General features: G+C 62.5%; 23 protein-coding genes. 11 read left to right on the plus strand and 12 right to left on the minus strand.

Annotated features, from left to right (window positions below):
* Window positions 1-57 precede the first annotated feature (57 nt).
* Complete coding sequence (locus AC3WWH_RS05960) at window positions 58-954, plus strand: branched-chain amino acid ABC transporter permease (protein ID WP_058320214.1); 897 nt, start codon at window positions 58-60, stop codon at window positions 952-954.
* A gap of 32 nt (window positions 955-986) precedes the next feature.
* On the opposite strand, the gene AC3WWH_RS05965 is transcribed toward AC3WWH_RS05960, so the two are convergent.
* From AC3WWH_RS05965 to AC3WWH_RS05985, 5 genes are all read right to left on the minus strand, one after another.
* Window positions 987-1454, minus strand: coding sequence for a molybdenum cofactor biosynthesis protein MoaE (locus tag AC3WWH_RS05965; protein WP_057252660.1), 468 nt, complete (start codon window positions 1452-1454; stop codon window positions 987-989).
* 4 nt (window positions 1455-1458) lie between these two features.
* A complete protein-coding gene (gene moaD, locus AC3WWH_RS05970) occupies window positions 1459-1719 on the minus strand; it encodes a molybdopterin converting factor subunit 1 (protein WP_057252659.1) in 261 nt (86 codons plus the stop codon).
* Window positions 1716-2303: a CDP-diacylglycerol--glycerol-3-phosphate 3-phosphatidyltransferase gene (gene pgsA / locus AC3WWH_RS05975; protein WP_057252657.1), complete on the minus strand. Its 588-nt coding sequence runs from the start codon at window positions 2301-2303 to the stop codon at window positions 1716-1718. Before pgsA ends, moaD begins: the two co-directional genes overlap by 4 nt.
* A 129-nt stretch (window positions 2304-2432) precedes the next feature.
* A complete protein-coding gene (gene uvrC, locus AC3WWH_RS05980) occupies window positions 2433-4457 on the minus strand; it encodes an excinuclease ABC subunit UvrC (protein ID WP_058320213.1) in 2025 nt (674 codons plus the stop codon).
* Window positions 4454-5218, minus strand: a complete 765-nt coding sequence (locus tag AC3WWH_RS05985) for an SDR family oxidoreductase (RefSeq protein WP_057252655.1) — start codon at window positions 5216-5218, stop codon at window positions 4454-4456. The genes uvrC and AC3WWH_RS05985 overlap by 4 nt, the downstream gene beginning before the upstream one ends.
* A gap of 367 nt (window positions 5219-5585) precedes the next feature.
* Between AC3WWH_RS05985 and AC3WWH_RS05990 the strand changes: the two genes are divergently transcribed.
* Window positions 5586-6224 (plus strand): outer membrane protein, encoded by a 639-nt coding sequence (locus AC3WWH_RS05990; RefSeq protein ID WP_057252653.1) that lies wholly within the window; start codon window positions 5586-5588, stop codon window positions 6222-6224.
* 61 nt (window positions 6225-6285) lie between these two features.
* Here the strand turns inward: AC3WWH_RS05990 and AC3WWH_RS05995 are convergent, their stop codons facing one another.
* The 4 genes from AC3WWH_RS05995 to AC3WWH_RS06010 all read right to left on the minus strand — a co-directional run bounded on the left by AC3WWH_RS05995 (window position 6286) and on the right by AC3WWH_RS06010 (window position 9039).
* The gene (locus AC3WWH_RS05995; protein ID WP_058320212.1) at window positions 6286-6876 is read right to left on the minus strand and encodes a glutathione S-transferase; all 591 of its coding nucleotides are present in this window, start codon (window positions 6874-6876) and stop codon (window positions 6286-6288) included.
* Between the two features lie 82 nt (window positions 6877-6958).
* Window positions 6959-7675 (minus strand): ribonuclease T2 family protein, encoded by a 717-nt coding sequence (locus AC3WWH_RS06000; protein WP_058320211.1) that lies wholly within the window; start codon window positions 7673-7675, stop codon window positions 6959-6961.
* 2 nt (window positions 7676-7677) lie between these two features.
* Window positions 7678-8118, minus strand: coding sequence for a hypothetical protein (locus AC3WWH_RS06005; RefSeq protein WP_058320210.1), 441 nt, complete (start codon window positions 8116-8118; stop codon window positions 7678-7680).
* 51 nt (window positions 8119-8169) lie between these two features.
* Window positions 8170-9039: a 23S rRNA (adenine(2030)-N(6))-methyltransferase RlmJ gene (locus AC3WWH_RS06010; protein ID WP_058320209.1), complete on the minus strand. Its 870-nt coding sequence runs from the start codon at window positions 9037-9039 to the stop codon at window positions 8170-8172.
* A gap of 68 nt (window positions 9040-9107) precedes the next feature.
* Here AC3WWH_RS06010 and AC3WWH_RS06015 point away from each other — a divergent pair, with 68 nt between their 5' ends.
* From AC3WWH_RS06015 to AC3WWH_RS06035, 5 genes are all read left to right on the plus strand, one after another.
* Complete coding sequence (locus AC3WWH_RS06015) at window positions 9108-11243, plus strand: molybdopterin-containing oxidoreductase family protein (RefSeq protein ID WP_058320208.1); 2136 nt, start codon at window positions 9108-9110, stop codon at window positions 11241-11243.
* Window positions 11244-11276: 33 nt separating this feature from the next.
* Complete coding sequence (locus tag AC3WWH_RS06020; RefSeq protein ID WP_058320207.1) at window positions 11277-12170, plus strand: cation diffusion facilitator family transporter; 894 nt, start codon at window positions 11277-11279, stop codon at window positions 12168-12170.
* 146 nt (window positions 12171-12316) lie between these two features.
* On the plus strand, window positions 12317-12913 hold the full coding sequence (locus AC3WWH_RS06025; RefSeq protein ID WP_058320510.1) for an NUDIX domain-containing protein: 597 nt from the start codon (window positions 12317-12319) through the stop codon (window positions 12911-12913).
* 103 nt (window positions 12914-13016) lie between these two features.
* Window positions 13017-15626, plus strand: coding sequence for a bifunctional lysylphosphatidylglycerol flippase/synthetase MprF (mprF, locus tag AC3WWH_RS06030; RefSeq protein WP_058320206.1), 2610 nt, complete (start codon window positions 13017-13019; stop codon window positions 15624-15626).
* The gene (locus tag AC3WWH_RS06035) at window positions 15623-17008 is read left to right on the plus strand and encodes a virulence factor family protein (RefSeq protein WP_113398384.1); all 1386 of its coding nucleotides are present in this window, start codon (window positions 15623-15625) and stop codon (window positions 17006-17008) included. The genes mprF and AC3WWH_RS06035 overlap by 4 nt, the downstream gene beginning before the upstream one ends.
* 54 nt (window positions 17009-17062) lie before the next feature.
* Here the strand turns inward: AC3WWH_RS06035 and purN are convergent, their stop codons facing one another.
* Both purN and purM read right to left on the minus strand, forming a co-directional pair.
* Complete coding sequence (gene purN, locus AC3WWH_RS06040; protein ID WP_057252632.1) at window positions 17063-17731, minus strand: phosphoribosylglycinamide formyltransferase; 669 nt, start codon at window positions 17729-17731, stop codon at window positions 17063-17065.
* Window positions 17728-18798: a phosphoribosylformylglycinamidine cyclo-ligase gene (gene purM, locus AC3WWH_RS06045; RefSeq protein ID WP_058320204.1), complete on the minus strand. Its 1071-nt coding sequence runs from the start codon at window positions 18796-18798 to the stop codon at window positions 17728-17730. Before purM ends, purN begins: the two co-directional genes overlap by 4 nt.
* A gap of 370 nt (window positions 18799-19168) precedes the next feature.
* Between purM and AC3WWH_RS06050 the strand changes: the two genes are divergently transcribed.
* From AC3WWH_RS06050 to ppx, 4 genes are all read left to right on the plus strand, one after another.
* Window positions 19169-20290 carry an AI-2E family transporter gene (locus AC3WWH_RS06050; RefSeq protein ID WP_057252628.1) on the plus strand — a complete coding sequence of 374 codons (1122 nt, stop codon included), beginning with the start codon at window positions 19169-19171 and terminating at the stop codon, window positions 20288-20290.
* A gap of 26 nt (window positions 20291-20316) precedes the next feature.
* Entirely contained in the window at window positions 20317-21006 is a 690-nt protein-coding gene (gene hdaA, locus AC3WWH_RS06055) for a DnaA regulatory inactivator HdaA (RefSeq protein WP_058320203.1), read from the plus strand.
* A 64-nt stretch (window positions 21007-21070) separates the two neighbouring features.
* Window positions 21071-23257 (plus strand): RNA degradosome polyphosphate kinase, encoded by a 2187-nt coding sequence (locus AC3WWH_RS06060; RefSeq protein WP_058320509.1) that lies wholly within the window; start codon window positions 21071-21073, stop codon window positions 23255-23257.
* A gap of 11 nt (window positions 23258-23268) precedes the next feature.
* Window positions 23269-24792: an exopolyphosphatase gene (ppx, locus tag AC3WWH_RS06065; RefSeq protein WP_058320202.1), complete on the plus strand. Its 1524-nt coding sequence runs from the start codon at window positions 23269-23271 to the stop codon at window positions 24790-24792.
* A gap of 65 nt (window positions 24793-24857) precedes the next feature.
* Here ppx and AC3WWH_RS06070 read toward each other — a convergent pair whose 3' ends face one another.
* Window positions 24858-26216, minus strand: a complete 1359-nt coding sequence (locus tag AC3WWH_RS06070; RefSeq protein ID WP_058320508.1) for an esterase-like activity of phytase family protein — start codon at window positions 26214-26216, stop codon at window positions 24858-24860.
* Window positions 26217-26277: the final 61 nt, after the last annotated feature.

The raw sequence follows: 26277 nt of genomic DNA on the forward strand, positions 1-26277 counted from the left end.
TAACTGGTAAAATTGATTTTACCAGTTATATTGATCTTGTCACGCTCCGGATGCGCCATGCTCTATTTTCTGCAGCAGTTCGCCAATGCCGTCCCAATCGCTGCGCTCTATGCGGCGCTCGCCTTCGGCTATGCCATCGCCTTCGCCGTGACGCGTCGGGCGGATCTCACCTATGGCGCGCTCTTTGCCTTCTCGGGCCAGATGTTCGTGCTGTTTGCTGATTTCGGCTGGAACCGGCTGTGGCTGGTGTTGCCGGCCGCCCTTGGCCTCGGCGCGGCTGCGGCCCTGAGCTTCAGCGTTGGCGCCGGGCTCGTCGCCGGGCGTTATGTCATGCGGCCGCTCGCCTTTTCGTCAGCCAACACCGTCGTCGTCGCTTCGCTCGGCTGCCTGCTACTGCTGATGGAAACGGCGCGGCTCGCCTCTGAGACACGCAGCCTGTGGCTGCCGCCGTTCCTGAACGGGAATATCGTCTTCTGGGACGATCCTCGCTTTCCAGTGACCTTGACGGTCATCCAGCTCGGCAACACCGTGCTCATGGCTGCGCTCGTGGCGGCCGGGCACTGGTATCTCACGCACTCTCGGGCAGGGCGGTTCTGGCGCGCCGTATCGGAGGACAGGGGGGCTGCAGCGCTCTGCGGTGTCGATGCCGCGACCGTTTACATCGCCGCCTATGGCGCGGCATCTTTGATCGCCGCCGTCTGCGGCATTCTCGCTGCGTCCTACTACGGCAACATGGATTTTGGCACGGGGCTCACCTTCGGCGTCAAGGTGCTGTTCATCGCCGCAATCGGCGGCCAGGCTTCGCCGCTTTTTGCAGCCCTTGGCGCCGCCGGGGTCGGTTTCCTCGAAACGCTCTGGAGTGCCTATGGCCCCATCCTCTGGCGCGATTTCGTGATCTTCGGTTTCCTGGTGATCGTGCTGGTCGTGACGCGCCGGGAGAAAGTCATTCCCTAGTCAAACGGGAGGGGAAGTCCCCGCATGTAGCGCTATTTCGTCGACCAGCGGTCCCGCGCCGTGTCGTCGGCATCCTTGGCGCTGACCCAGCCGCCGGTGGTGCCGTCGCCGAGGTGTTCCTTCTTCCAGAAAGGCGCTGAGGTCTTCAGGAAATCCATGATGAAGTTGGCGCCGTCGAAGGCGGCCTGCCGGTGCCGCGAGGCGGCGACGACCAGCACAATATTGTCGCCGGGCATGATCTTGCCGTAACGGTGGATGGCGGTGGCGGCCTGCAGCGAGAAGCGCTCAACCGCCTCGTGGCAGATGCGCTCGATCTCCGCTTCGGCCATGCCTGGATAATGTTCGAGCTCAAGCGCAGCGAGCGTGCCCGCCTCATCTCTGCAAAGCCCGGAGAAAGTGACGACCGCGCCGACGTCCGCCCGTCCGGCAGAGAGCTTCGCGACCTCCGTATTGAGATCGAAGTCCTCGCGCTGAACGCGCACGTTCACCGGCGCGTTCATGGGCTCAGCCGCCCGTCATGGGCGGAAACAGGGCGATCTCACGGGCGCCGGCAATCGGCTCCTTGTGGTCGACATGTTCCTGGTTGATGGCCGCGCGGATGACGTTTTCATGTTCGAGCGCCGCTTCGTATTCGTCGCCGAGCGTCTTCAGATGCTGGAGCAAGTCGGCAATGGTGACGACGCTGGCGGGAACGTCCAGGGTCTCTTCGCCCTTGCCGATGCGCTCGCGCACCCAGGAGAAATAGACGAGATTGACGGTGCTCATTCGTTGACCACGTGCTTGAGGCCGGCGCGGAAATAGTCGTAGCCCGTGTAGAGCGTGATGGCGGCGGCGATCCACAGGAGCACGATACCCGCTTCCGTCGTGTAGGGCAAAATCTTGTCGCCAGCAGGACCGGCGAGCAGGAAGGCGATGGCGACCATCTGGATCGTCGTCTTCCACTTGGCGATGCGGGTGACGGGCACGCTGACCTTGAGTGCCGCCAGATATTCGCGCAGGCCGGACACCAGGATTTCGCGGCAGAGGATGATGATCGCAGCCCAGATCGACCAGCCGGCGATCGTGCCGTCAGCGGCGACCAGCAGCAGGATCGAGGCGACAAGCAGCTTGTCGGCGATCGGATCGAGCATCTTGCCGATGTTCGACGTCTGCTTCCAGATGCGGGCGAGATAGCCATCGAAGAAGTCGGTGATCGACGCAATCGCGAAGAGCGTGACCGCCGTCCAGCGCGCGAAATCCGAACTGTGCAGCCGCCCTTCGATGAAGAAGCAAAGGACGATCAGCGGCACGATCAGGATTCGGAAATAGGTGAGCAGGTTCGGGATGCTGTAGGCGACGGGCGTGGGCATGGATTCGTGTTCTCTGGTTCGTCAGGTACAGAATGACTTTGCTGACCGGAGGTCAACAGGTCATCACGCGGCAATTGTCATATTTGCCTGATTCCATGTGAACGCCCGGTGAATTGTGACACCCGGTTGTCATTTGGCACCATCGTCGTGGAAATGTTCGTAGACCAGCCGGGCCACCGTCTCGGAAATCCCGGCGACGGCCATCAGGTCGTTGATGCCCGCGCGCGAGACGGCCTTCGCGGTGCCGAAATGCGTCAACAGCGCGCGCTTACGCGTCGGCCCGATGCCGGCGATTTCGTCGAGCGGGTTCTTGACCATCTCCTTCTTGCGGCGGGCGCGATGCGAGCCGATCGCAAAACGGTGCGCTTCATCGCGCAGTCGCTGAATGAAGTAGAGCACCGGATCGCGCGGCGGCAGCGTGAAGCTGTCGCGGCCAAGCGCGAAGAAGCGTTCGCGTCCGGCGTCGCGGTCGACACCCTTGGCGACGCCGATCGCGGTGACGCAGTCTTCGACATCGAGCTCCTTCAGGATGGCCCGCACGGCGGTCATCTGCCCCTGGCCGCCGTCGATGAGGACCACATCCGGCCAGGCGGGGAAGGCACCATCATCGGTTGCCTCGGCGCTCCGGTCCGGTTTGCCTTCTTCCTTCAGCAGTCGCGAGAACCGCCGCGTCATCACTTCGCGCATCATGCCGAAGTCATCGCCGGGGGTGATGTCGGTCGATTTGATGTTGAACTTGCGGTACTGGCCTTTGACGAAGCCCTCCGGCCCCGCAACGACCATGCCGCCGACGGCATTGGTGCCCATGATGTGGGAGTTGTCGTAGATCTCGATGCGGCGCGGCACCCGCTCAAGCTTGAAGGTTTCCGAGAAGCCTTCGAGCAGGCGCGATTGCGAGGCGGTTTCCGCCAGCTTGCGGCCATGGGCTTCGCGCGCGTTGGCGAGCGCATGATCGACGAGATCTTTCTTCTCACCGCGCTGCGGCACCTGGATCGCGACCTTGTATCCGGACTTTTCGCTCAGCGCCTGGCCGAGCAATTCCTGCTCCTCCACCGCCTCGCAAAGAAGGATCTGCCGGGGACAGGGCTTGTCGTCGTAGAACTGCGCCAGGAACTGCGAAAGCACCTCCGCTGTCGGCAGCGACGGGTCCGCCTTCGGGAAATAGGCGCGGTTTCCCCAGTTCTGTCCGGTGCGGAAGAAGAAGACCTGGATACAGGAAATTCCGCCCTCGTGGTGGATCGCGAAGACGTCCGCTTCCTCGACGCCGGCGGGGTTGATGCCCTGGTGGCTCTGGACGTGGCTGAGCGCCGCCAGGCGGTCGCGGTAAAGGGCCGCTCGTTCGAAGTCGAGGTTCTCCGAGGCCTCGCCCATGGCGGCGGCGATCGTCGCCTTCACCGCCTGGCTCTTGCCCGACAGGAAATCCTTGGCCTCACGCACCAGTTCCGCATAGTCGGGGTCGCTGATTTCGCCGGTGCAGGGGGCCGAACAGCGCTTGATCTGGTAGAGCAGGCAGGGGCGCGTCCGGGTCTCAAAGACGCTGTCGGTACAGGTCCTGAGCAGGAAGGCGCGCTGCAGCGAATTGATCGTTCGCCCGACGGCACCAGCCGACGCGAAGGGGCCGAAGAAGTCCCCCTTGCGGCTGCGTGCGCCGCGGTGCTTGTAAAGCGCCGGCGCCCGGCTGTCGCCCGTCACCAGAATATAGGGAAACGACTTGTCGTCGCGCAAAAGCACGTTGAAGCGCGGCCGGAGGCGCTTGATCAGGTTCGCTTCGAGCAGCAGCGCCTCGATCTCGGTGCGCGTCGTCACGAACTCCATGTTGGCGGTCTCGCGCACCATGCGCGCGATGCGGTTGGAATGGCCGCGTCCCTGGGCATAGTTGCTGACGCGCTTCTTCAGGCTGCGCGCCTTGCCGACATAGAGAACGTCGCCGGTCTCGTTGAACATGCGGTAGACGCCAGGGCCGTTTGGCAGGAGCTTGACGAAGGCCTGGATCAGCTCTGCGCCCTTCAAGCCTTCCATTTCGGCGCGATTCTCGTTCCACTCGACGGGTGGCGTGGCACTCGTGCTTTCTGTGACCTCGATCAGATCGTCGTCGTCTTCCGCTTCGCTGCCGTCATAGAGGATGCCGCCGTCTGTCGGCACGCGTCCGTTCATTCCACTATCTCCCTGATGTCGGGCGTTTCCCAGGCGAGGTGCTGGCCCCCGTCGAGCGCGATCATCTGTCCGGTAATCGACGGCGTGTCGAACAGGAAGCGGATCGTCCGTCCGAATTCGTCGAGCGTCGGCCCGCGTCTGAGAATCAGGGCTTCGACCTGCGCCTCAAAATCCTGCGGGTCCTGCCGCTCGTTTGGCAAAGTCGGCCCGGGGCCGATACCGTTGACGCGGATGCGCGGGGCGAGCGCCTGCGCCATCGTCCGGGTAGCGGTCCAAAGCGCCGACTTCGACAACATATAGGAATAAAAGCGCGGATTGGGAGCCCAGACGCGCTGGTCGATCACGTTGACAATGAGTCCATTGGCGTCCGCCGGAAGCAGTTCAGCGAAATCGCGCGCCAACAGGGAAGGGGCCTTCACATGCAGGGCGAAGTGCTGATCCCAGATTGATTCGTCGAAAGCGTCGAGGCTGTCCTTCTTGAAGACCGAGGCATTGTTGACGAGCAGGTTCAGCGGGCCAAGCGCCTCTGCGGCGCGTGCGATGAGCGTCGAAGTCTCCGCCGTATCGGTGAGGTCGGCGCGAAGCGCGATGGCCTTCGTTCCACCTTTCGAGAGTGCTTCGACTAGAGCTTCCGCTTCGTCAAATGAGGCGTCGGCATGAATGGCGACCGAAAAGCCATGGGCCGCGAGGTCCTCAACTATAGCTTTGCCGATCCGCTTGGCGCCCCCGGTCACGAGGGCGGCCTTCCGTGCTTTCTTCAACGTTTCATCCCGCTTTTTCGAATCTTCGCGTCAGCCGACCAAGATATAGGCAAGAAACGTGAGCCTGAAACACTCCCTGACAGTTCCTTGCCGAAAAATTAATGGAATTGGCGTAAATTGTATTATTTTGTATGTGTATAGTATATCTTTCGTTAATCTTGAATCATGGTTAATAAATCCCCTGTTGCGCCAAGGCAACATCAAATTTCGGGCGTGTTTGTGCCACCAAAATTTCACATTTTGGCTCTTGTGAATCCGCATTTGCTGACCAATTTCAGCTCAACCGGGCGGGTTAATTGAAAGTTGTCCGATGTTTCACTGTGGGACCCCAAGCCCAAGGGGCATCGGTACGAAAAGGAGAATATTTATGCGTACGCTCACCACCACCCTCATGGCTTCGGCTATGACCCTCATCGCCTTCCAGGCCGCCCAGGCTGCTGATGCGATCGACGAAGTTCCGGCTGCTCCGCAGGCCGAATACACCGAGCCGGCGCAGAAGAACTGGTCGGGCGCCTATGTCGGTGGTACCGCCGATTGGCACCATGGTCAGTTTGACGCGACCGGCAGCAACACGGCAGCCGGCTTCGGCGGCGGTCTCTACGGCGGCTACAACATGCAGAGCGGCCAGATCGTATACGGCGGCGAAGCCGATGTCGGCTACTCCGGTCAGGATTCGAGCAAGGGCAACCTGCGCATGAAGCAGGGCGTCAACGGCTCGCTGCGCGCACGCGTCGGCGTCGATCTGAACCCGGTTCTGCTTTACGGCACCGCCGGTCTCGCCGTCGGCCAGGCCAAGGGCACCGTTGGTGGCGCTTCCGACAAGAACACCATGGTCGGCTGGACCGCAGGTGCCGGCGCGGAAACCTTTGTCACCGACAACATCACCGCACGCGTCGAGTACCGTTACACGGACTACGGCTCGAAGGACTTCCGGATGGGCGGCACCAACGTCTCCTCCGGTTACGACGAACACAGCGTTCGCGTCGGTATGGGCGTGAAGTTCTGATCGGCTCTCGCCGGATCAAACAAGAAGGCCGGGGCGACCCGGCCTTTTTTGTGCGCGTTTCCTACGCTTTGAACTTGGAATAGTCGGGAAAGTGCTTTTCGAACTTCGCCGGCCAGTTCTTGAGTTTGGCGCGACCCTTCTGCCATTCGCCGGCAAAGCGCAACTCGATGTAGCGCAGCATCGCCGCAAGGGCGAAATGGCCGGCATGGAGTTTGGTTCCGGTCTTCGGCAGGTTGGCGTTCAGATGGTCGAGGCTGCGTTCGACCTTTTCCCATTGCCGGTCGATCCAGGGCTGATGCACCTTTTCCGGCGGGTGTGAACGTTTCTCGTAGACGATCGCCAGCAGGCTGTCGCAGACGCCGTCGCACAGGGCTTCGAGGATCTCGACATCGGTCCGCTTGCCCGCGTTCTTCGGGTAAAGCTTGCCCTTCGTTTCCCGGTCGATGAAGTGCATGATCGCGCGGCTGTCATAGACCGAACGCCCATCGTTAAGGATGAGTGTCGGTATCTTGCCCAGCGGATTGTTGCCGATCAGTTCGGGTGGATTGGCTCCGGTGTCGGTCAGCACGCTGTCGGCCGAGAACCCGGCGTAATGCGCCGCCATCCGAACCTTGTTCGAATAGGGCGAGGCAGGAGAGTACAGTATCTTCATCGAGCGTCTTTCTTCTGGTCCAGAGCAAGTCCGACAAGAGTGCGAAGCGGAATTGCGTCCGGAATTGCCTAAGAACAAATACCTATGGAGCCGGAGGCAGTGAAACGCTGTCTTTCCTGCATGCTTGGCGATCGACCGCCGGGCAGGATCGGAAATTCAGCGACTTGTCGAAGCAGATCCGGATTTCTTCGAGCATGTTGCCTTCGCACGTGACCGCGACCGCGTCTTTTGTCATGCCAGGGTTTTTGGCGACGAGCGCGCTTTCGATCGCGTTGACGGACATGTTCGTTTGTTGCCGGGGCGGGGAGAGTTCTGCTGGTAGCGCGAGCCTGTTCCAAGCCGCGCGTGTGACGGCGAAGTAGTCCTCCTGACTGAGCCCCGAACAGGTGCCGTGCTTGCGCCACTGATGGCCGATCAGGCCCATCGACGGAATGAGATCGAGATACTGCTTGCCGAGCGGGGAGGGCACACGGTCCGATTGCCGCGTCGGGCAGAAATCCGCGAATCCTTTTTCGTTCTGAGGCCACAGGCCGTGCACAATCAGGCCGCGGTTGCCGCCGATTTCGCATTGGCTGGATTTTCCGTTGGGATCGTTGTCGCCGCACCAGGTCGGCGACCAGGAGAGCGAAAGCACATAGAAATCGAATCCGCTGCCGACCGGCACCGCGGCGATTGCTTTTGCAGGTTTCGTCTCGGCAGCCGGCGGCACCTTCTCGGTGTTCTGATCGCTGCAGCCGGCCAGGCTGGCCGCAACGAGAAGCGCCGGCAGAAGCCGGCGCGCATTCCGGATTACTTTCATGATTAGCGGAGCGAGGCGCAATGCGCGCCATAGACATACCAGGGATCAAGTCCGCCGACGCAGAACTCGATGCTCCTGCCGACGCCGGCAAAGCCCCAGGGGCGTTCGATGAGGTAGTAGAGCGAGCGCTGCTGGCCGTCGGTCATGACCGCCGTAGCGTAGCAATATTCACGCTCGACCAGATGAGTCTCATCGCGGAACTCTTGCCGGTTCTGTCCCATGTTGCGGATATCGGCGATCGACAGATTGGCGTGCAGGTAGTTCGCATCCCGGTATTCGAAGCGCGAAGTGATGAAACCGAGCACCGAGGTCTCGCTGCAAACACCTGCGTTATAGGATTGGACCTGGCCGCTGCCGATATAGTCGGCGGCGGATGCGCCCGGCGCTGCGGCGGCGGCGAGGGAAAGCGAGATGAGAAGCGTTGCTGCGAGCGTGCGAGTCATGGGCGTCTCCCTATATCGTCACACGAGATTGCGGTGTGTCGCGCCCGTCCGTCAAGCCCCTCGCGTTGCCTGTTCTTCGCCGCGCAGCCAGAAGCAGCGGGCGGAGGCGAAGCGATCCTGCCCCAACCGTGCTTTCAGGAACGGCAGCAGCAGATCGAGTTCGCCCTTCAGCGTGAAGGGCGGGTTGACGATGATGAGGCCGGAACCCGAAAGGCCCGTGGTTTCGCGGTCACTGCGGACCGACAGTTCGGCGCAGAGCATCTTCGGAATATCGAGCGCCTTCAGTGCTTCGTGGAAAGCCTTGATTGGCGCGCCCTGCTTCAAAGGATACCAGAGGCAATAGATGCCGCCGGCAAAGCGCCGGTAGGCGCGCGCCAGGCCATCGGCGAGGCGCTCGTATTCGCCTTCCTTTTCAAAGGGCGGATCGACGAGGATCAGCCCGCGCTTCTCTTTCGGCGGCAGATGGGCGCCGAGCGCCAGCCAGCCGTCGAGCTCGGTGATCCTGCTCTGGAAGTCGCCGTCGAAGAGCCGATGCAGGGTTTCATAGTCGTCCGGGTGCAGCTCCATCGCAGACAGCCGGTCCTGCGGACGGAAGAGCATGCGCGCGAGCTTGGGCGAGCCGGGATAAAGCTTCAGCTCGCTGCCGGGATTGAGCGTACGGATGGTTTCGAGATACGGGGCGAGGATCGCAGCGATTTCGGCGGGTAGATCACCCTCGAGAAGCCGGCCGACGCCGTCGCGCCATTCCCCGGTCTTTTGCGCTTCTTCGCTCGATAGGTCGTAAAGCCCGGTGCCGGCATGGGTGTCGAGCACGCGAAACGCCTTCTCCTTCTGTTGAAGATAGCTGACGAGCCGCGCCAGCACCGCGTGCTTCAGGACGTCGGCGAAATTGCCCGCATGGTAGATGTGCCGATAGTTCATGAGCGCCGCCGATGGCTGGATCAATTGTTGCGATGGGTGAACGATTGGCTCTTTGAGCCCGTTTGTCGATGCCATATAGAAAAGCCATGAACGTTGCGACCCCCATCAAAGCAGAAAAATCGATCGGCCATTCGGTCTGTCCGCACGACTGTCCCTCCGCTTGCGCGCTGGAAGTGGATCTGACTGCCGAAGGGCGGATCGGCCGCGTGCGTGGCGCTTCCGCCAACACCTATACCGCCGGTGTGATCTGCGCCAAGGTGGCGCGCTATTCCGAGCGCATCTATCATCCGGCCCGTCTCATGGTGCCGCAGCGCCGCAAGGGTGCCAAGGGCGAGGGGAACTGGCAGGACGTCAGCTGGGAAGCGGCGCTCGACGAGATCGCCGACCAGTTCATCCGCGCCGAGCAAAAGCATGGCGCAGAGGCCGTCTGGCCATATTTCTACGCAGGCACGATGGGCCAGGTGCAGCGCGATTCCATCGAGCGCCTGCGCCACGCCAAGCGTTACTCCGGCTTCTTCGGCTCGATCTGCACCAACATGGCCTGGACCGGCTTCGCCATGGCGACCGGCGCCTTGCGCGGACCTGATCCGCGCGAGATGGCCAAGGCCGATTGCGTGGTGATCTGGGGGACGAACGCTGTCGCGACCCAGGTCAACGTAATGACGCACGCGGTGAAGGCCCGCAAGGATCGCGGCGCAAAGATCGTCGTCATCGACATCTACGACAACCCGACGGTCAAACAGGCGGATATGGGCCTGGTGCTGAAGCCCGGCACCGATGCGGCGCTGGCCTGCGCCGTCATGCACATCGCCTTTCGCGACGGCCATGCCGACCGGGCCTATATGACGGAATTCGCCGACGACCCAGCCGGCCTCGAAGCGCATCTCAAGTCGCGCGGGCCGGACTGGGCTTCCGCCATCACCGGTCTTTCGGTCGAGGAAATCGAAGCCTTCGCCAAGCTCGTCGGCACGACGCCGCGCACCTACTTCCGCCTCGGCTACGGCTTTACCCGCCAGCGCAACGGTTCGGTCGCCATCCATGCGGCGGCCTCCGTCGCCACCGTTCTTGGCTCCTGGAAGCATGAAGGCGGCGGTGCCTTCCACTCCAACAACGACATCTTCAAGCTCGACAAGCGCGAACTGATCGGCTCAGCCTTCCACGATCCGGATGTCCGCATGCTCGACCAGTCGCAGATCGGCCGCGTGCTGACCGGTGATGCCGAGGCGCTGCGCCACCGTGGTCCAGTGACCGCGATGCTGATCCAGAACACCAATCCGGTGAACGTCGCGCCGGAACAGCGGCTGGTGAAGCGTGGCTTCCTGCGCGATGATCTCTTCGTCGCGGTGCACGAGCAGTTCATGACCGATACGGCGGCGGTCGCCGATATCGTGCTGCCGGCCACCATGTTCCTCGAACATGACGATCTCTATCGTGGCGGCGGTCACCAGCACATCCTGATCGGCCCCAAGGTGGTGGAACCGCCGTCGTCCGTGCGCACCAATCTCTTCGTCATCGAGGAACTGGCCAAGCGCTTGGGCGTTGCCGACCATGCCGGCTTCGGCCTGACGGAGCGCCAGCATATCGACCGGCTGCTTGCCAACTACGGCATCGGCTACGAGGAGATGAGACAAGAGAAGTGGCTGGACTGCCAGCCGGCATTCGAAGACGCGCACTATCTCAAAGGCTTCGGTCATCCGGACGGCAAGTTCCGCTTCAAGCCGGACTGGACGGGAACGCCGGCGGCGAACCGGCCGCCGAAGTCCATGGGCATTCAGGGGCCGCATGCAGCGCTGCCGGAGTTTCCTGACCATGTCGACCTGATTGAGGTCGCTGATGCCGAGCATCCCTTCCGCCTCGCGACCTCGCCGGCCCGTTCCTTCCTCAACTCGACCTTTGCCGAGACGCCTTCCTCGATTCAGAAGGAAGTGCGCCCGGAAGTCATGCTCCATGCGGAAGACGCCGAGGCACTCGGCATCGCCGATGGCGATATCGTTCAGCTCGGCAATCAGCGTGGTGAGATCCGCCTGCATGCGAAGATCGGCGGGGGAACGCGTCGCGGCGTTGTGATCGCCGAGGGGCTCTGGCCGAACGGCGCCCATCTCGACGGGGAAGGGATCAACGTGCTGACCGGCGCCGATGCGGTGGCGCCCTATGGCGGTGCCGCCTTCCACGACAACCGGGTCTGGGTCAGGATGGCGCGCTAAATCAGGTTGTTCAACGGCAGACGGAAATCCTCCATGAGCGGCGACCACCACCATGCAGATGTCGGTAGCACGCCGGTTTCGAGGCTCTGGGCGTCGCTCGGCCTGACCGGCGGCTTCATGCTGGCGGAGGTCGTCGGCGGTGTACTGACCGGCAGTCTGGCTTTGATCTCCGACGCGATGCACATGTTGACCGACACCGCGGCCCTTGCGATCGCGCTCGTCGCCATCCATGTGGGCCGCCGCCCATCCGATCTGCTGCGCAACTACGGTTATGCGCGTTTCGAAATCCTCGCGGCCGCCTTCAACGCGCTGCTCTTGCTCGCCGTTGCCTTCTACATTCTCTACGAAGCCTGGAAGCGGCTGTCGGAGCCGCAGGAGATCCAGTCGGGCGGCATGCTGGTGATCGCCGTCATAGGCCTTCTCGTCAATCTCGCCTCGATGCGGCTCCTGACGAGCCACAAGGACGAGAGCCTCAACGTCAAGGGTGCCTATCTCGAGGTCTGGTCGGACATGCTCGGCTCGCTCGCCGTCATCGTCGGTGCCGCGGTCATCTGGTTCACCGGTTGGAAATGGGTGGACTCCCTGCTCGCCGTCGGTATCGGCTTCATGGTCTTCCCGCGCACCTGGGTGCTGCTGAAGGAGTGCATCAACATCCTGCTCGAAGGCGTGCCGCCGGGCGTGCGGCTCGCCGATGTCCACGCGACGATCGCCGCCGTGCCTGGTGTCATCTCGGTGCATGATCTTCACCTCTGGGCAATCACCCAAAACCAACCGTCGTTGACCGCCCATGCGGTGCTCGCCGAGGGCGCCGATGGTGAAACGGTGCGCCGGGCGATCGAAGAGCGGCTGCGCCAGGAGTTCGACCTGCATCACACGACATTGCAGATGGAGCGCGAAGACCGCGCGACAACGGAACACATTCACTAGAACGCCGTGCGTTCAGACGAACGCACAAAGGACGCTCTAGCACTTTGATTGTAGAGCATCTTTCAGCTTTCGAGTGCTTCCACTTGAAAGCGGGATGCTCTAGAGGCAGGAACGGCCGGATGGCTGCCGCCAACGAAGGATTTCGCATGAGCACACATCACGATCCACGCGTCAGGATCATCGGTCGCCGCACGCTTTGGGACGGGTTCATCCATCTTGAGGAAGTGACGCTCGAACAGGACATGTCGAACGGCGTGACCGCGACCTTGAAGCGCGAGGTTCACGATCATGGCAGTGCGGCGACCATCCTGCTCGTCGACGCCAAGCGGCAAAGCGTGGTGCTTGTGCGGCAGCTGCGCGTTCCCGTGCTCTTGCAGGGGGACGAGGCCTACATGATCGAAGCGGTGGCCGGGTTGTTGGACGACGACACCCCGGAAGTTGCGATCGCCCGCGAGGCGTTGGAAGAGACCGGCTACCATGTCGAAGGCGCCACCCACCTTTTCGATGCCTATATGAGCCCGGGCGCGCTCACCGAGCGCACGAGCTTTTTCGTCGGCCACATCGACGTCACGGAAAAGCGTGGGGATGGCGGCGGGCTTGCGCATGAGGGAGAGGACATCGAAGTTCTCGAAATACCGCTTGATCGGGCCTTCGCTATGATCGCCACCGGCGAGATTTGCGACGCCAAGACGATCATGCTGCTGCAATGGGCAAAGCTCAACCGCAACGAACTCAGCGGCTAAATCATTGTTTTATAAGAAGATAATTTATTACGGATATTTCACTTTTTGATCGGTATCGGGTAAGCTAAAGCGCTGATGTTCTCATCATTGACATGGGCGCCCCATGACATCCTCCCTTTCGGAAAGCGCAACCGACGACGAGCAGCAGGCGGAGGGGGGCTGGATTTCCTTCCTGCGCCGCATCCGTCGCTCTCTTTCGGCCGCTGGTACGCTATTTGTGATCGCTCTCTTCGGCTTTGCGATCTTTCACCTGACATCCGAAGTTCAGTACGATGAAGTCGTCCAAGCCCTGGCAGATACGCCCTGGGCGTCGCTTGCGGCGGCGGTGTTCTTCACGGCGCTGAGCTTTCTGGCGCTGACCTTCTATGACGTCGGCGCGCTCGATTATGTCCGGCGCAAATTGCCCTATGCGGATGTGGCGCTGACGGCCGCTTGCGCCTATGCGGTCGGCAACACCGCCGGCTTCGGCGCCTTGAGCGGTGGCGCGATCCGCTACCGGTCCTATTCCCGCCTCGGCATCGAGCCGGAAAATATTGCCCGGATCATTGCCTTCGTGACGCTTGCCTTTGGGCTCGGCCTTCTGACGGTGACCTGCCTCAGCCTGCTGGCGGTCGGCGAATATGTGGCGCCGATGACCGGGCTCGATCCGCTTTTGCTGCGCCTGATCGCCGTCGTCATCCTCGGCGGGTTGTTCACCGTGTTCTTCCTTGCGCGCGACGGCCGCGAGGTCAGCCTCGGACGCCTGACATTGCGGCTGCCGGATTCGCGCACGGTCTCGCGCCAGTTCCTGGTGACCGCGCTCGATCTCGCCGCTTCGGCAACCGTCCTCTATGTGCTCCTGCCGGCCGGCACCATCGGCTGGCCGGCTTTCCTCGCCGTCTACTCGCTCGCCGTCGGCGTCGGTGTTCTCAGTCACGTTCCAGCCGGCCTCGGCGTCTTCGAGACGATCATCATCGCGACGCTCGGCCACAACACCGATGTCGACACCATTCTCGGCGCGCTGGTTCTCTATCGCGTGATCTATCACGTGCTGCCGCTGGTGATTGCGATCGCCGTCGTTATCGGCATCGAGCTCCGCCAGCTCTCCGGCCATCCGGTCGCCTCAAGTGTGCGGCGCGTTGGCGGCCGGATGACGCCGCTGCTGCTGGCGACGCTCGGCGTCGTGCTCGCGATCATGCTGGTGCTTTCGAGCGTGACGCCGACACCCGACGAAAATCTGGCCTTTCTTGAAAGCCTGCTGCCCCTGCCGATCGTCGAGGGCGCCCATTTCCTCGCAAGCCTGCTCGGCCTTGCGCTCGTCGTCGTCTCCCGCGGCCTGGCGCTGCGCCTGGATGGTGCCTGGTGGGCGTCGATCGTGATTGCGATCGCCGCACTCCTGCTGTCGCTGATCAAGGCGATCGCGGTGGTGGAAGCGGGCATGCTCGCCTTCTTTCTCCTGGGGCTGCTCGTCAGCCGTCGCCTGTTCGTCCGTCCGGCATCCCTCTTTGGCCAGGCGCTCACCATACCGTGGCTGACGGCGCTTGGGGTCATCTGCCTCGGCGGACTCGTCGTCCTGCTCTTCGTCTACCGCGATGTCGAATACAGCCACGAGCTCTGGTGGCAGTTCGAATTTTCGGCCGAGGCGCCGCGCGGGCTGCGGGCGCTCCTTGGCGTCACCATCGGTGCCAGCATGCTTGCGATCTGGAGCCTGATGCGCCCGGCAACCGGGGCCGCGGAGCCCGCCTCCGACGATGCGATGGAGCGCGCCTTGGCGATCGTCGAGGCGCAAAACATGTCCGACGCCAATCTGGTGCGCATGGGCGACAAGAGCATCCTGTTCTCGGCCGACCGGCGGGCCTTCATCATGTACGGGCAGCGGGCCCGTTCCTGGATTGCGCTCTTCGATCCGGTCGGACCAATCGACGCCTGGCCGGAACTGATCTGGCATTTCATCGAGAAGGCGCGAGCCGCCGGCTGTCGTGCGGTTTTCTACCAGGTGTCGGCCGAAGGGCTTGCCTACTATGCCGATGCGGGGCTGCGCGCCTTCCGGCTCGGTGAACTGGCGCGCGTCGATCTCGCCCGTTTCGAGATGAAGGGCGGCAAGTGGGCAAACTTGCGCCAGCAGGTCAGCCGCGCCCAGCGCGACGGGCTGGAGTTCCAGGTCGTGCCGCCGGCGGACGTTCCTGAAATCATGGCCGACCTGACGGCTGTTTCCGATGCCTGGCTCGCCCATCACAACGCCAAGGAAAAGGGCTTCTCGCTCGGCGCCTTCGATCCGGACTATCTGACGGAGCAGCCGGTTGCGATCCTCACATGTAACGGACGCATTGTCGCTTTCGCCAATATCCTCGTGACCGGGACGAAGGAGGAGGGCACCGTCGATCTGATGCGCTTCTCGCCGGACGCGCCGAAGGGAGCCATGGATTTCCTCTTCGCCCAGGTAATGGAATATCTGAAGGGGGAGGGGTTCCGCGCCTTCAATCTCGGCATGGCACCCCTGTCCGGCATGTCGACGCGCCAGATCGCGCCGGTATGGGATCGGGCCGGCCGTACCTTCTTCGAACACGGCGAGCGCTTCTACAACTTCAAGGGCCTGCGCGCCTTCAAGTCGAAGTTTCATCCGCAGTGGCAACCGCGCTATCTTGTCGCCAGTGGCGGCATCAATCCGATCCTCGCCTTGATGGATGCGACATTCCTGATCGGCGGCGGTCTCAAGGGAGTGGTGAAGAAATGATCCGTGTCGCGAACGCCTGGAAATGCCTCACCTCGGCGGCGTTGCTGCTTTCGGTTTCCATTCTTCCTGCTGCCGCGGAAGACGCGCCGAAGAGCTACGATACCGGGATGATCCCGTCGCCGCGCATCATGTTGCCCAAGGAAAAGGCGACCGCACTGGTCGTGCTGCTTTCGGATGCTTCTGGCTGGACGGACAAGGAGCAGGCGGTCGCCGATACGCTCACCGGTGACAAGACCGTCGTCATCGGTGTCGATCTCAAGGCTTATCTCGCGTCGCTCGCCAAGGACGACGGCGACTGCATCTACATGGTCTCCGACATCGAATCGCTCAGCCAGCAGGTACAGCGCGCCATCGGCAGCGATGCCTACCAGCTGCCCATCGTCGCCGGCGTCGGCGCCGGTGGCGCCATGGCGCTCGCGATTGCCGCCCAGACACCTCCTGCCACGATCGGCCAGACGCTGGCGGTGGACCCTGAGGAGGGCATCGCGCTCAGGAAACAACTCTGCACGCCGGCCGATAAGGTGAAAAAGGGTGACCGCATGGTCTATGGCTTGACCGATGGCGCCTTGCCGGACCCGGTCTCCGTCGTCTTCTCACCGGCGGCCTCCGCGGATGGTCGTTCGCATGTGGCGGCGCTCATCGCGAAGCATCCGGATGTCGATCAGGAAGACAGCGACGATGACGCCTTCACGGCATTGTCCGACCATCTCTCGGATATCATCGCCAGCGAGAGCGACGCCGGCAACCCGTTCGGTCTGCCGCTGACCATTCTCGACGCCAAGCCGACGCGCGATACGATGGCGGTGATCTATTCGGGTGACGGTGGCTGGCGCGATATCGACAAGGAGGTCGGCGACGTCCTCCAGCAGCAGGGCGTTCCCGTCGTCGGCTTCGATTCCCTGCATTACTTCTGGTCGGAACGTGATCCCCAGGCGACTGCGGACGACCTTGCAAAGGTGATGAGCTACTACCGCAAGCACTGGAACGTGCGCAACGTATTGCTGATCGGCTATTCCTTCGGTGCCGACGTCCTGCCGCGAACCTTCAACCTGCTGCCGTCAGACGAAAAGGCGCATGTGCGCCAGGTGACGCTGATGGCGCTGTCGCACATGGTCGACTACAAGGTCTCGGTGCTCGGCTGGCTGGGGGCGGAAGGCGATGGCAAGGGCGGCGATCCGCTCGACGACATCAGGCGCATCGATCCAGCGCTGGTGCAATGCATCTACGGCACCGACGAAGAGGATGATGCCTGCCCTGAATTGAAGGGCACCGGCGTCGACGTCATCGGCATCGACGGTGGACACCACTTCGACGAGGACTATCCAGCACTGACAAGGCGCGTGCTCGACGCACTCGACCGCAGGCTGGCGTCGGCGAAGTGATGAATTGATCCAGCTTCCGCTTCCAGTAATTTCACTGAAAGCGGGGTGCTCTCGTTAGGCGGCAGGCGAGATCAGCGTGGCGGTTGCTTCGGCAGCGCTATGGCTCACCGCGCGACCATCTTCCATGCGCACCTTGCCCTCGGCCATCAGCCGCAGCGCCATCGGATAGGTGCGGTGCTCGACGGTCAGCACGCGTGCCGCAAGGCTTTCTGACGTATCGCCGGGGAGAACCGGCACCACGGCCTGCGCGAGGATCGGGCCTTCGTCCATGCCTTCGGTCACGAAATGCACCGTGCAGCCGGCGACCTTCATGCCGGCATCGATCGCCCGCTGATGGGTGTGCAAGCCGGGGAAGAGCGGCAGCAGCGAGGGGTGGATGTTGAGGATCCGCCCTTGATGGCGCTGGATGAAGGTTGCCGAAAGCAGCCGCATATAGCCGGCCAGGCAGATGATATCCGGCGATAGGCGATCGAGCTCGGCAAGGATTGCCGCCTCGTGGGCGTCCTTGCTGTCGAAATCCTTGCGCAGGAAACTGCGTGTGGCAATACCGAGTGCTGCCGCCTTGACGAGGCCGCCGGCATCCGCCTTGTCGGCGATGACCGCAACGATCTCGGCGGGAAAACCTGGCTCGGCCGCGGCTTTCGCCAGCGCCAGCATGTTGGAGCCGCCACCCGAAATGAAGACGACGACCCGCTTCTTGCCCGTCGAGACCTCAGTCGTCATAGGGCGAGGGTGCCCTTGTAGATCGTGCCGGCAGCACCTTCGTCGCGCGCGACCATCCGGCCGAGCGTGAAGACGGTTTCACCTTCGCCGGTCAGCACAGAGGCGATCTCCGCAGCCTTGTCCGCCGGGACGACGACGATCATGCCGACGCCGCAGTTGAAGGTGCGCAGCATCTCGTTGGCAGCAACGCCGCCGGTCTGTGCAAGCCAGGAGAACACCTTCGGCGCCTTGATCGCATCGAGGTCGATCTCGGCGGCGAGGTGCTTCGGCAGCACGCGCGGAATGTTCTCGGGGAAGCCGCCGCCGGTGATATGGGCGAGCGCCTTGATCGCGCCCGTCTCGCGGATCGCCTTCAAGAGTGGCTTCACATAGATGCGCGTCGGCGTCATCAGGAGATCGGCAAGCGTGCCTTCGCCGAACGGCGCGGGTGCGTCCCAGGCAAGGCCCGAGAGCGCGACGATCTTGCGCACCAGCGAGTAGCCGTTGGAGTGAACGCCCGACGATGCGAGGCCGAGGATGACGTCGCCTTCGCCGATGTCGCCGGCGGGAAGGAGTTGGCCGCGTTCGGCAGCGCCGACGGCAAAGCCTGCGAGATCATAATCGCCACCCGAATACATGCCCGGCATCTCGGCGGTCTCGCCGCCAATCAGCGCGCAGCCCGCTTCGCGGCAGCCGCTGGCAATGCCGGCGACGATCGCGGCACCCTGGTCCGGGTCGAGCTTGCCGGTCGCGAAATAGTCGAGGAAGAACAGCGGCTCGGCGCCCTGGACCACCAGGTCGTTGACGCACATGGCAACGAGGTCGATGCCGACGGTGTCGTGCTTGTTGGCGTCGATGGCGATCTTGAGCTTGGTGCCGACGCCGTCATTGGCCGCAACCAGAACCGGGTCGGTGAAGCCTGCCGCCTTCAGGTCGAAGAGACCGCCGAAGCCGCCGATCTCACCGTCGGCGCCCGGACGCCTCGTCGAGCGCACATGCGGCTTGATCTTCTCGACCATCAGGTTGCCGGCGTCGATGTCCACGCCCGCGTCGCTATAGGTGAGGCCGTTCTTTCCCGACTGGCTCATGCTCGTTCTCCAAGGCTCGTCGTGCGACAGGTATTTTGCGGATGCGATTGGCACGGCAGGCAAGGGAGTGCAAGCCGAGACCACGGATTGGCGGCGTTTTTTCAACATTTTGCCCATATCCCACGGTAGAAGCAAAGCAGCATAGCTCCAAACCGCGCGGCCTCACCCGGTTGGACTTGACCGGCGCCCGCGCCGCCCCCTATCTCCTTTAAAGGGTTGTGATACGCGATCGGCGCATGCGGCGCGCCAGGGCGGGATGTGGAAAATGTGTGCGGTGTTACGCCGGCATCCTGCTCTCGCTTACGAGAAACGGTCACGTTGATGATTTCAGGTCGATCCGACCTAAGAGCACGTGATCTAAAGGAGTGTCATGGATATCAAGGTCAGCGGTTCCGGATTGCAGCGCCAGGTCATCTTCTGGCTGCTGGTGCTTGCCGCCTTCATTGCATTCCTCATGGTTTTCAGCTCGATCCTGCTGCCGTTCCTTGCCGGCATGGCGCTTGCCTATTTCCTCGATCCGGTCGCCGACCGTCTCGAGCGGCTTGGCCTCAGCCGGTTGATGGCGACGGTCGTCATCTTGATCGGCTTCGTCGTGGTCTTCGTGCTGGCGCTCATGGTCATCATTCCTGTTGTCGTCAGCCAGGCGGCCGATTTCATCGCGAACATCCCCGGCTACGCCTCGAAGCTGCAAGTGCTGGTCAACGAAGCGCAGACGCGTCTGATCCCCGATTGGCTGGCGAGCCAGATGCCGTCGCTCAAGCAGAGCTCCGGCAAGCTGCTGGAACAGGGAGCCGCTTTCGTCGGCACGCTCTTCCAGCAGATCTGGAACTCCGGCGTGGCGCTGCTCGATGTCATCTCGCTGCTGGTCGTTACCCCTGTCGTCGCCTTCTATATTCTGCTCGACTGGGACCGGATGGTGGAGAAGGTCGATAGCTGGGTTCCGCGCGACTACGTCTCGGATGTGCGCCAGATCGCCCGCGACATGAACACGACGATCGCCGGCTTCGTGCGCGGGCAGGGCTCGCTCTGCGTCATCCTTGGCCTTTATTACGGTATCGGCCTGTCGCTGGTCGGTCTCAATTTCGGCCTGCTGATCGGCCTCTTCGCCGGCATGATCAGCTTCATTCCCTATGTCGGATCCATGGTCGGCCTCGTGCTCGCTGTTGGCGTTGCCCTGGTGCAGTTCTGGCCGGACTATCTTTGGATCGGCCTCGTGCTTGCAGTTTTCTTCAGCGGTCAGTTCATGGAGGGCAACATCCTCCAGCCGAAGCTGGTGGGCAAAAGCGTCGGCCTGCATCCGGTCTGGTTGATGTTTGCGCTCCTTGCCTTCGGCGCGCTCTTCGGCTTCGTCGGTCTGCTGGTGGCGGTGCCGGCAGCAGCGGCCATCGGCGTGCTTGTCCGCTTCGGCATCCAGCGGTACCTTGATAGCGACCTCTATCACGGGCACGGCAAGGCCGTGGAAAAGAAGGCGAAGAGCGACAAGGCCGCCTGATTTCCGACGATTGTCCCGAGTACAGCATGACAAAACGCCCATTCGAACAAATACCCCTGGCCTTCGGCCACGACCCGGCGACGGGCCGTGAGGACCTGCTCGTCTCCGACAGGCTGAGCGCTGCGATCGCCATCGTCGACCACTGGCCGGACTGGCCGTCGCCGGTCGTCATCATCGCCGGGCCCGTCGGCTCCGGCAAATCGCATCTCGCCAGCATCTGGAAAGAGCGGGCAGGGGCCGAAACGATCCATCCGCTCGCCGGCTCGGATGCCGCGCTGATTGCGGTGGAGAAGCCTGTCCTCTTCGAGGACGCCGACCGCAGTGGCTTTGACGACACGACGCTTTTCCACGTCATCAACAACGTGCGCCAGCATGGCACCGGTCTCCTGATGACGACGCGGCTATGGCCGATGTCCTGGCCGGTGACGCTGCCGGATCTGCGCTCGCGCCTGAAGGCGGCGACCATCGTCGAGATCGGCGAGCCGGATGACGAGTTGCTGACGCAGGTGCTGATCAAGCTTTTCGCCGACCGCCAGCTCTTCGTCGACGAGCGGCTCGTGGGCTATATCGTTCAGCGCATGGAGCGGTCGCTGGAGGCGGCGCAGACGATCGTCGAGCGCATCGACCATCTGGCACTTTCCCGCGGAACGAAGCTCAGCCGGGCACTTGCTTCCGAAGTTCTCGAAGAACTGGGGAATCGGCGGCGGTCCGATTGACTGTCACAGAACCGTCGTCAAACTGAGATAGCCGGTGCAACCGGAGCAATGGGATCGAATGAGCATGGATAACGCGGTATCGGCGGTGAACGAAAACCAGGCGGCAGTGGAGGACATCGATCTGCTGACCAGCCCGCGGCGCTTCATCAACCGCGAATTCTCCTGGCTGCAGTTCAATCGTCGCGTGCTCGAAGAAACGCTGAATACGGCACATCCGCTGCTGGAGCGGATTCGCTTCCTGTCGATCTCCGCTGCCAACCTCGACGAGTTCTTCATGGTGCGCGTTGCGGGCCTGGAAGGGCAGGTGCGCCAGGGCCTTTCCATGCGCTCGCCCGATGGTAAGACGCCGGTCGAACAGCTCGAAGACATCCTCAAGGAAATCGACAATCTGCAGATGGAGCAGCAGGCCTCGCTTGCGGTCCTGCAGCAGTATCTCGCCAAGGAAGACATCCTGATCGTGCGCCCGGCGTCGCTGTCGGCGCAGGACAGGAGCTGGCTTGCCAACGAGTTCGACCAGTCGATCTTCCCGGTGCTGACGCCGCTCTCGATCGATCCGGCGCACCCGTTCCCGTTCATTCCGAACTTAGGCTTCTCGATGGGCCTGCAGCTCGTCAGCAAGACTGGCCGCGAGCCGATGACCGCGCTCTTGCGCCTGCCGGTCGCGCTCGACCGCTTTATCCGGCTGCCCGACGTCAAGAACGTCATCCGCTATATTACGCTCGAAGATATGGTCAGCCAGTTCATCGATCGGCTGTTCCCCGGTTACGAGGTCAAGGGTTCCGGTACCTTCCGCATCATCCGCGACAGCGATATCGAAGTGGAGGAAGAAGCCGAAGACCTGGTGCGCTTCTTCGAAACCGCGTTGAAGCGCCGTCGCCGTGGTTCGGTGATCCGCATCGAGACCGATTCGGAAATGCCGGCGTCGCTGCGCCAGTTCGTCGTGCAGGAACTCGGCGTTCCGGAAAACCGCATCGCCGTTCTCCCCGGCCTGCTGGCGCTCAACACGCTCTCTGAAATCACCAAGGCGCCGCGCGACGATCTGCGCTTCGACCCCTACAATCCGCGCTTTCCCGAGCGCGTCCGCGAGCATGCCGGCGATTGCCTGGCGGCGATCCGCGAGAAGGACATGGTGGTCCACCACCCCTACGAATCCTTCGACGTCGTCGTGCAGTTCCTGTTGCAGGCGGCACGCGATCCTGAAGTGGTCGCCATCAAGCAGACGCTCTACCGCACCTCGAACGACAGTCCGATCGTGCGCGCGCTGATCGATGCGGCTGAAGCCGGCAAGTCGGTGACGGCGCTGGTCGAGCTCAAGGCCCGTTTCGACGAGGAGGCCAATATCCGCTGGGCGCGCGACCTCGAGCGCGCCGGCGTGCAGGTCGTTTTCGGTTTCATCGAACTCAAGACTCACGCCAAGATGTCGATGGTGGTGCGGCGTGAGGAAGGCAGGCTCAGGACCTACTGCCACCTCGGCACCGGCAACTATCACCCGGTGACGGCGAAGATCTATACCGACCTGTCGTTCTTCACCTGCAACCCGGTGATCGCCCACGACATGGCGAACATCTTCAACTTCATCACCGGCTATGGCGAGCCGGAAGCCGGCATGAAGCTCGCGGTTTCGCCGCACACGCTGCGCCCGCGCATCCTCAAGCACGTCGACGAAGAGATCGAACATGCCAAGGCCGGGCGCCCGGCGGCGATCTGGATGAAGATGAATTCTCTCGTCGACCCGGAAATCATCGACGCGCTCTACAAGGCGAGCCGCGCCGGCGTCGAGATCGACCTCGTGGTGCGCGGCATCTGCTGCCTTCGGCCGCAAGTCCCCGGGCTCTCCGACAGCATCCGTGTCAAGTCCATCGTCGGCCGTTTCCTCGAACATTCCCGCATATTCTGCTTCGGCAACGGCCATGGGCTTCCATCGGAAAATGCCCTTGTCTATATCGGCTCGGCGGATATGATGCCGCGCAATCTGGACCGGCGGGTCGAGACGCTCGTGCCTCTCATCAACCGGACTGTGCACGAACAGGTTCTGTCGCAGATCATGCTGGGCAATCTCATCGACAACCAGCAGAGCTACGAAATTCTTCCTGATGGCACCTCTCGCCGGATGGAAGTCGGCAAGGACGCCGAGCCTTTCAACGCACAGCACTATTTCATGACCAATCCCAGCCTCTCCGGCCGGGGTGAAGCCCTGAAGTCCAGCGCACCGAAGCTCATAGCTGGCTGGAAGAGCGGCTGGCACAAATAAACTGGAATTGCATGGTCGAATCAGAAGCGCAGGGGCGTCTGCCCGGCATCCGCCCGGTTTCCGTTATCGATATCGGTTCGAACTCCATCCGCCTTGTCGTCTATGAAGGCCTGAGCCGCTCGCCGGCCATGCTGTTCAACGAAAAGGTGATGTGCGGTCTCGGCAAGGGCATCGATGCGACCGGACGCATGGACGAAGAAAGCGTCGAGCGCGCGCTCAGGGCGCTGCATCGCTTCCACGCGCTCTCGAAGCAGGCGCGTGCCATATCGATGTATGTGCTCGCCACGGCGGCAGCACGCGAAGCGAGCAACGGTCCGGCCTTCATCGAGAAGGCGGAGGCGATCCTCGGCCATAAGGTCCGTATCCTCACCGGCGAGGAGGAGGCCTATTATTCCGCGATGGGTATCGTCAGCGGCTATCACGATCCTGATGGCGTCGTCGGCGACCTTGGCGGCGGTTCCCTTGAGCTCGTCGACGTCTCGGGCACGAAGATCGGCAAGGGTATCACCCTGCCGCTCGGCGGCATCCGGCTGTTCGAACACAGCAATGGCTCGCTCACGAAAGCGCGCACCTGGGTGCGCAAGTTCATGAAGAACTCGGCCGTGCTGAGGACCGGTACGGGCCGCACCTTCTACGCCGTCGGCGGCACATGGCGCTCGATCGCCAAACTGCACATGGAGACCCGGGACTATCCGCTGCACATGATGCAGGGCTACGAGATTTCCTACGACGAGGCGATGGCGCTGCTGCCTGAAGTGATCGAGCCGAAGAGCATCAAGCCGTCGGCCTATGCGACGATCTCGAAGAGCCGCCGCAGCCTTCTGCCCTTCGGGGCGATCGCCATGCAGGAAGCGCTCTCGATCATGAAGCCGGAGCGGATTTCCTTCTCGGCACTCGGTGTGCGCGAAGGCTATCTGTTCTCGTTGCTGAAGGACGAGGAACGCGCCCAGGATCCGCTGCTGACGGCGGCGAATGAAATCGCCATCCTGCGCGCCCGCTCACCCGAGCATGCGCGTGAACTGGCCGACTGGACGGGCCGCATGGTGCCGTTCTTCGGGATAGAAGAGACGGAAGAGGAAAGCCGTTATCGTCAGGCCGCGTGCCTGCTCGCCGATATCAGCTGGCGCGCGCATCCCGACTATCGCGGCCTGCAGGCGCTGAACATCATCGCCCACTCGACCTTCTCCGGTATCACCCATGCGGGCCGCGCCTATATCGCGCTTGCCAACTACTACCGCTTCGAAGGGCTGAACGATGACGGCGCCACGAACGCGCTTGCCGGTATCACCACGCCGCGCTTGCTGGAACTGGCGAAGCTGCTCGGCGGCCTGCTGCGTGTCGCCTACCTGTTCTCGGCGTCGATGCCGGGGATTACGCAGAACCTGACGTTCCGCAAATCGTCCCAGCCGGACGTGGATCTCGAGATCGTCGTTCCGGTCGCCTATTCGGAGTTTGCCGGCGAGCGGCTGGATGGGCGCCTGCAGCAACTCGGCAAGCTCACCGGCAAGAGGCTCGCTTTCCACTTCGAAAGCTGAGGCTGAGGAAAATCTTGTTTCTTGCGGAAAGGGCGCGCCAACCTGGGCTGGCGCGCCCTTTTTGATTATTCGGCCTTCAGGAAATCGCCGACTTCGAGCAGCACGAATTCGTTGTCGTCGGCCTTGTCGAGCGAGCGACCGGCCGAGAACGGCAGGTTGTTGTCATTACCGACGATGATGTGGGTGTCATCGACGCGGTCGACGTTTTCGATGGTGACGAAGGGCATGTCGTAGAAGCCTTCGCCGCCGCCCTGGCGCTTCTTGTTATCCGGGTCGGCGATCTTGAGCAGGTCGATGTACCCGATCTTGCGGACGGCCTTGCCGACATTGCTGTCATCGAAGGCGATCTTGTAGATGCGCTTGACCTTGGAGCCGGTGGCGAAGCAGTCCGGCTTCGGGTCCTTCGGGTCGGCACACGCCTTGTCGACCGTGCCGGCGCCGTTGTCGCGTTCGATCACCAGCGCGGTCTTGTCGTCGAGCATGTTGAAGTCGCCGATCGCCTCGCCGCCTTCAGCCAGCGGATAGAGCCAGCTGCGACCGGTCCAGGCCTTGCTCGCGACATCGAGTTCGATGATGCGCAGCGCCGGGCGACCATCGGCCTGCTCGACCGTTTCGCCGTCCGTCCAGAGGGGGCCTTCGAGCAGGCCATAGAGCTTGCTGCCATCCTTGGAAAGGGCCATGCCTTCATAGCCGCCGGAGCGCTTCAGGTTGAAAGCGGGCGTCTTCTTCGACGGGTCGGCCTGCAGCGTCAGCGTCGGATTGTCGGGCGACAGGACCGGCTTGCCATCGACCGTCGTCGCAACCACGTCCGTCAGCTTGCCGTCGAGATCGAACTTGAGGATGTAGGGTCCGAATTCTTCGCCAACCCAGAAGCCGTCGGCGACCGGCTGGATCGATTCGACGTCGAAATCCGCCCCGGTGAGATAGCGCTTGTCAGAACCTTCCATGACGATCGGGAAGGGTGCCTTCTTGTCCGGGTCGGTGAGGAAGAGGGTCTTCAGCGCTTCGACCTTGCCCCCATCCCAGTCCATCTTGACGTGATGCAGCATCAGCATGGCGTCGGTGGAGTTCAGCTTGTTGCCGAAGCCATTGTCGGAGAGGCTCCAGAACGTACCGTCCTCCATCGCCTTGATGCCGGAAAAGCCTTGCATCGGCTGGCCGTTGAAGGGCAGCGAAAGCCCGGTCGGGCGAACGCCGTCCTTGCCCGGCACGGTGCCGAGCGCTTCTGCGCGCTTGCGGTCCGCGGAGGTGAACTTGCCGGAGGTCTTCAGGTAATCGGGTGCATCCGAGGGAGCGGCGATGATCGTGTTCGCCGGCAGGATCGCGTGACCCTTCAGCGTTGCGGTGAAGGACTTTTCCTCGGCCGAGGCGGCCATCGTCATCAAAAGTGAGAGCGCCGCGGTGGCGAGAAGCGTTTTCGTCATAAAAGTCACCATGGGTTGGAGCCTCCTGCATGCCTCCTTAAATCGCCCTCGATTTAAGGAC

It is taken from the genome of Ensifer sp. EB106-03-01-XG145, assembly GCF_058792075.1.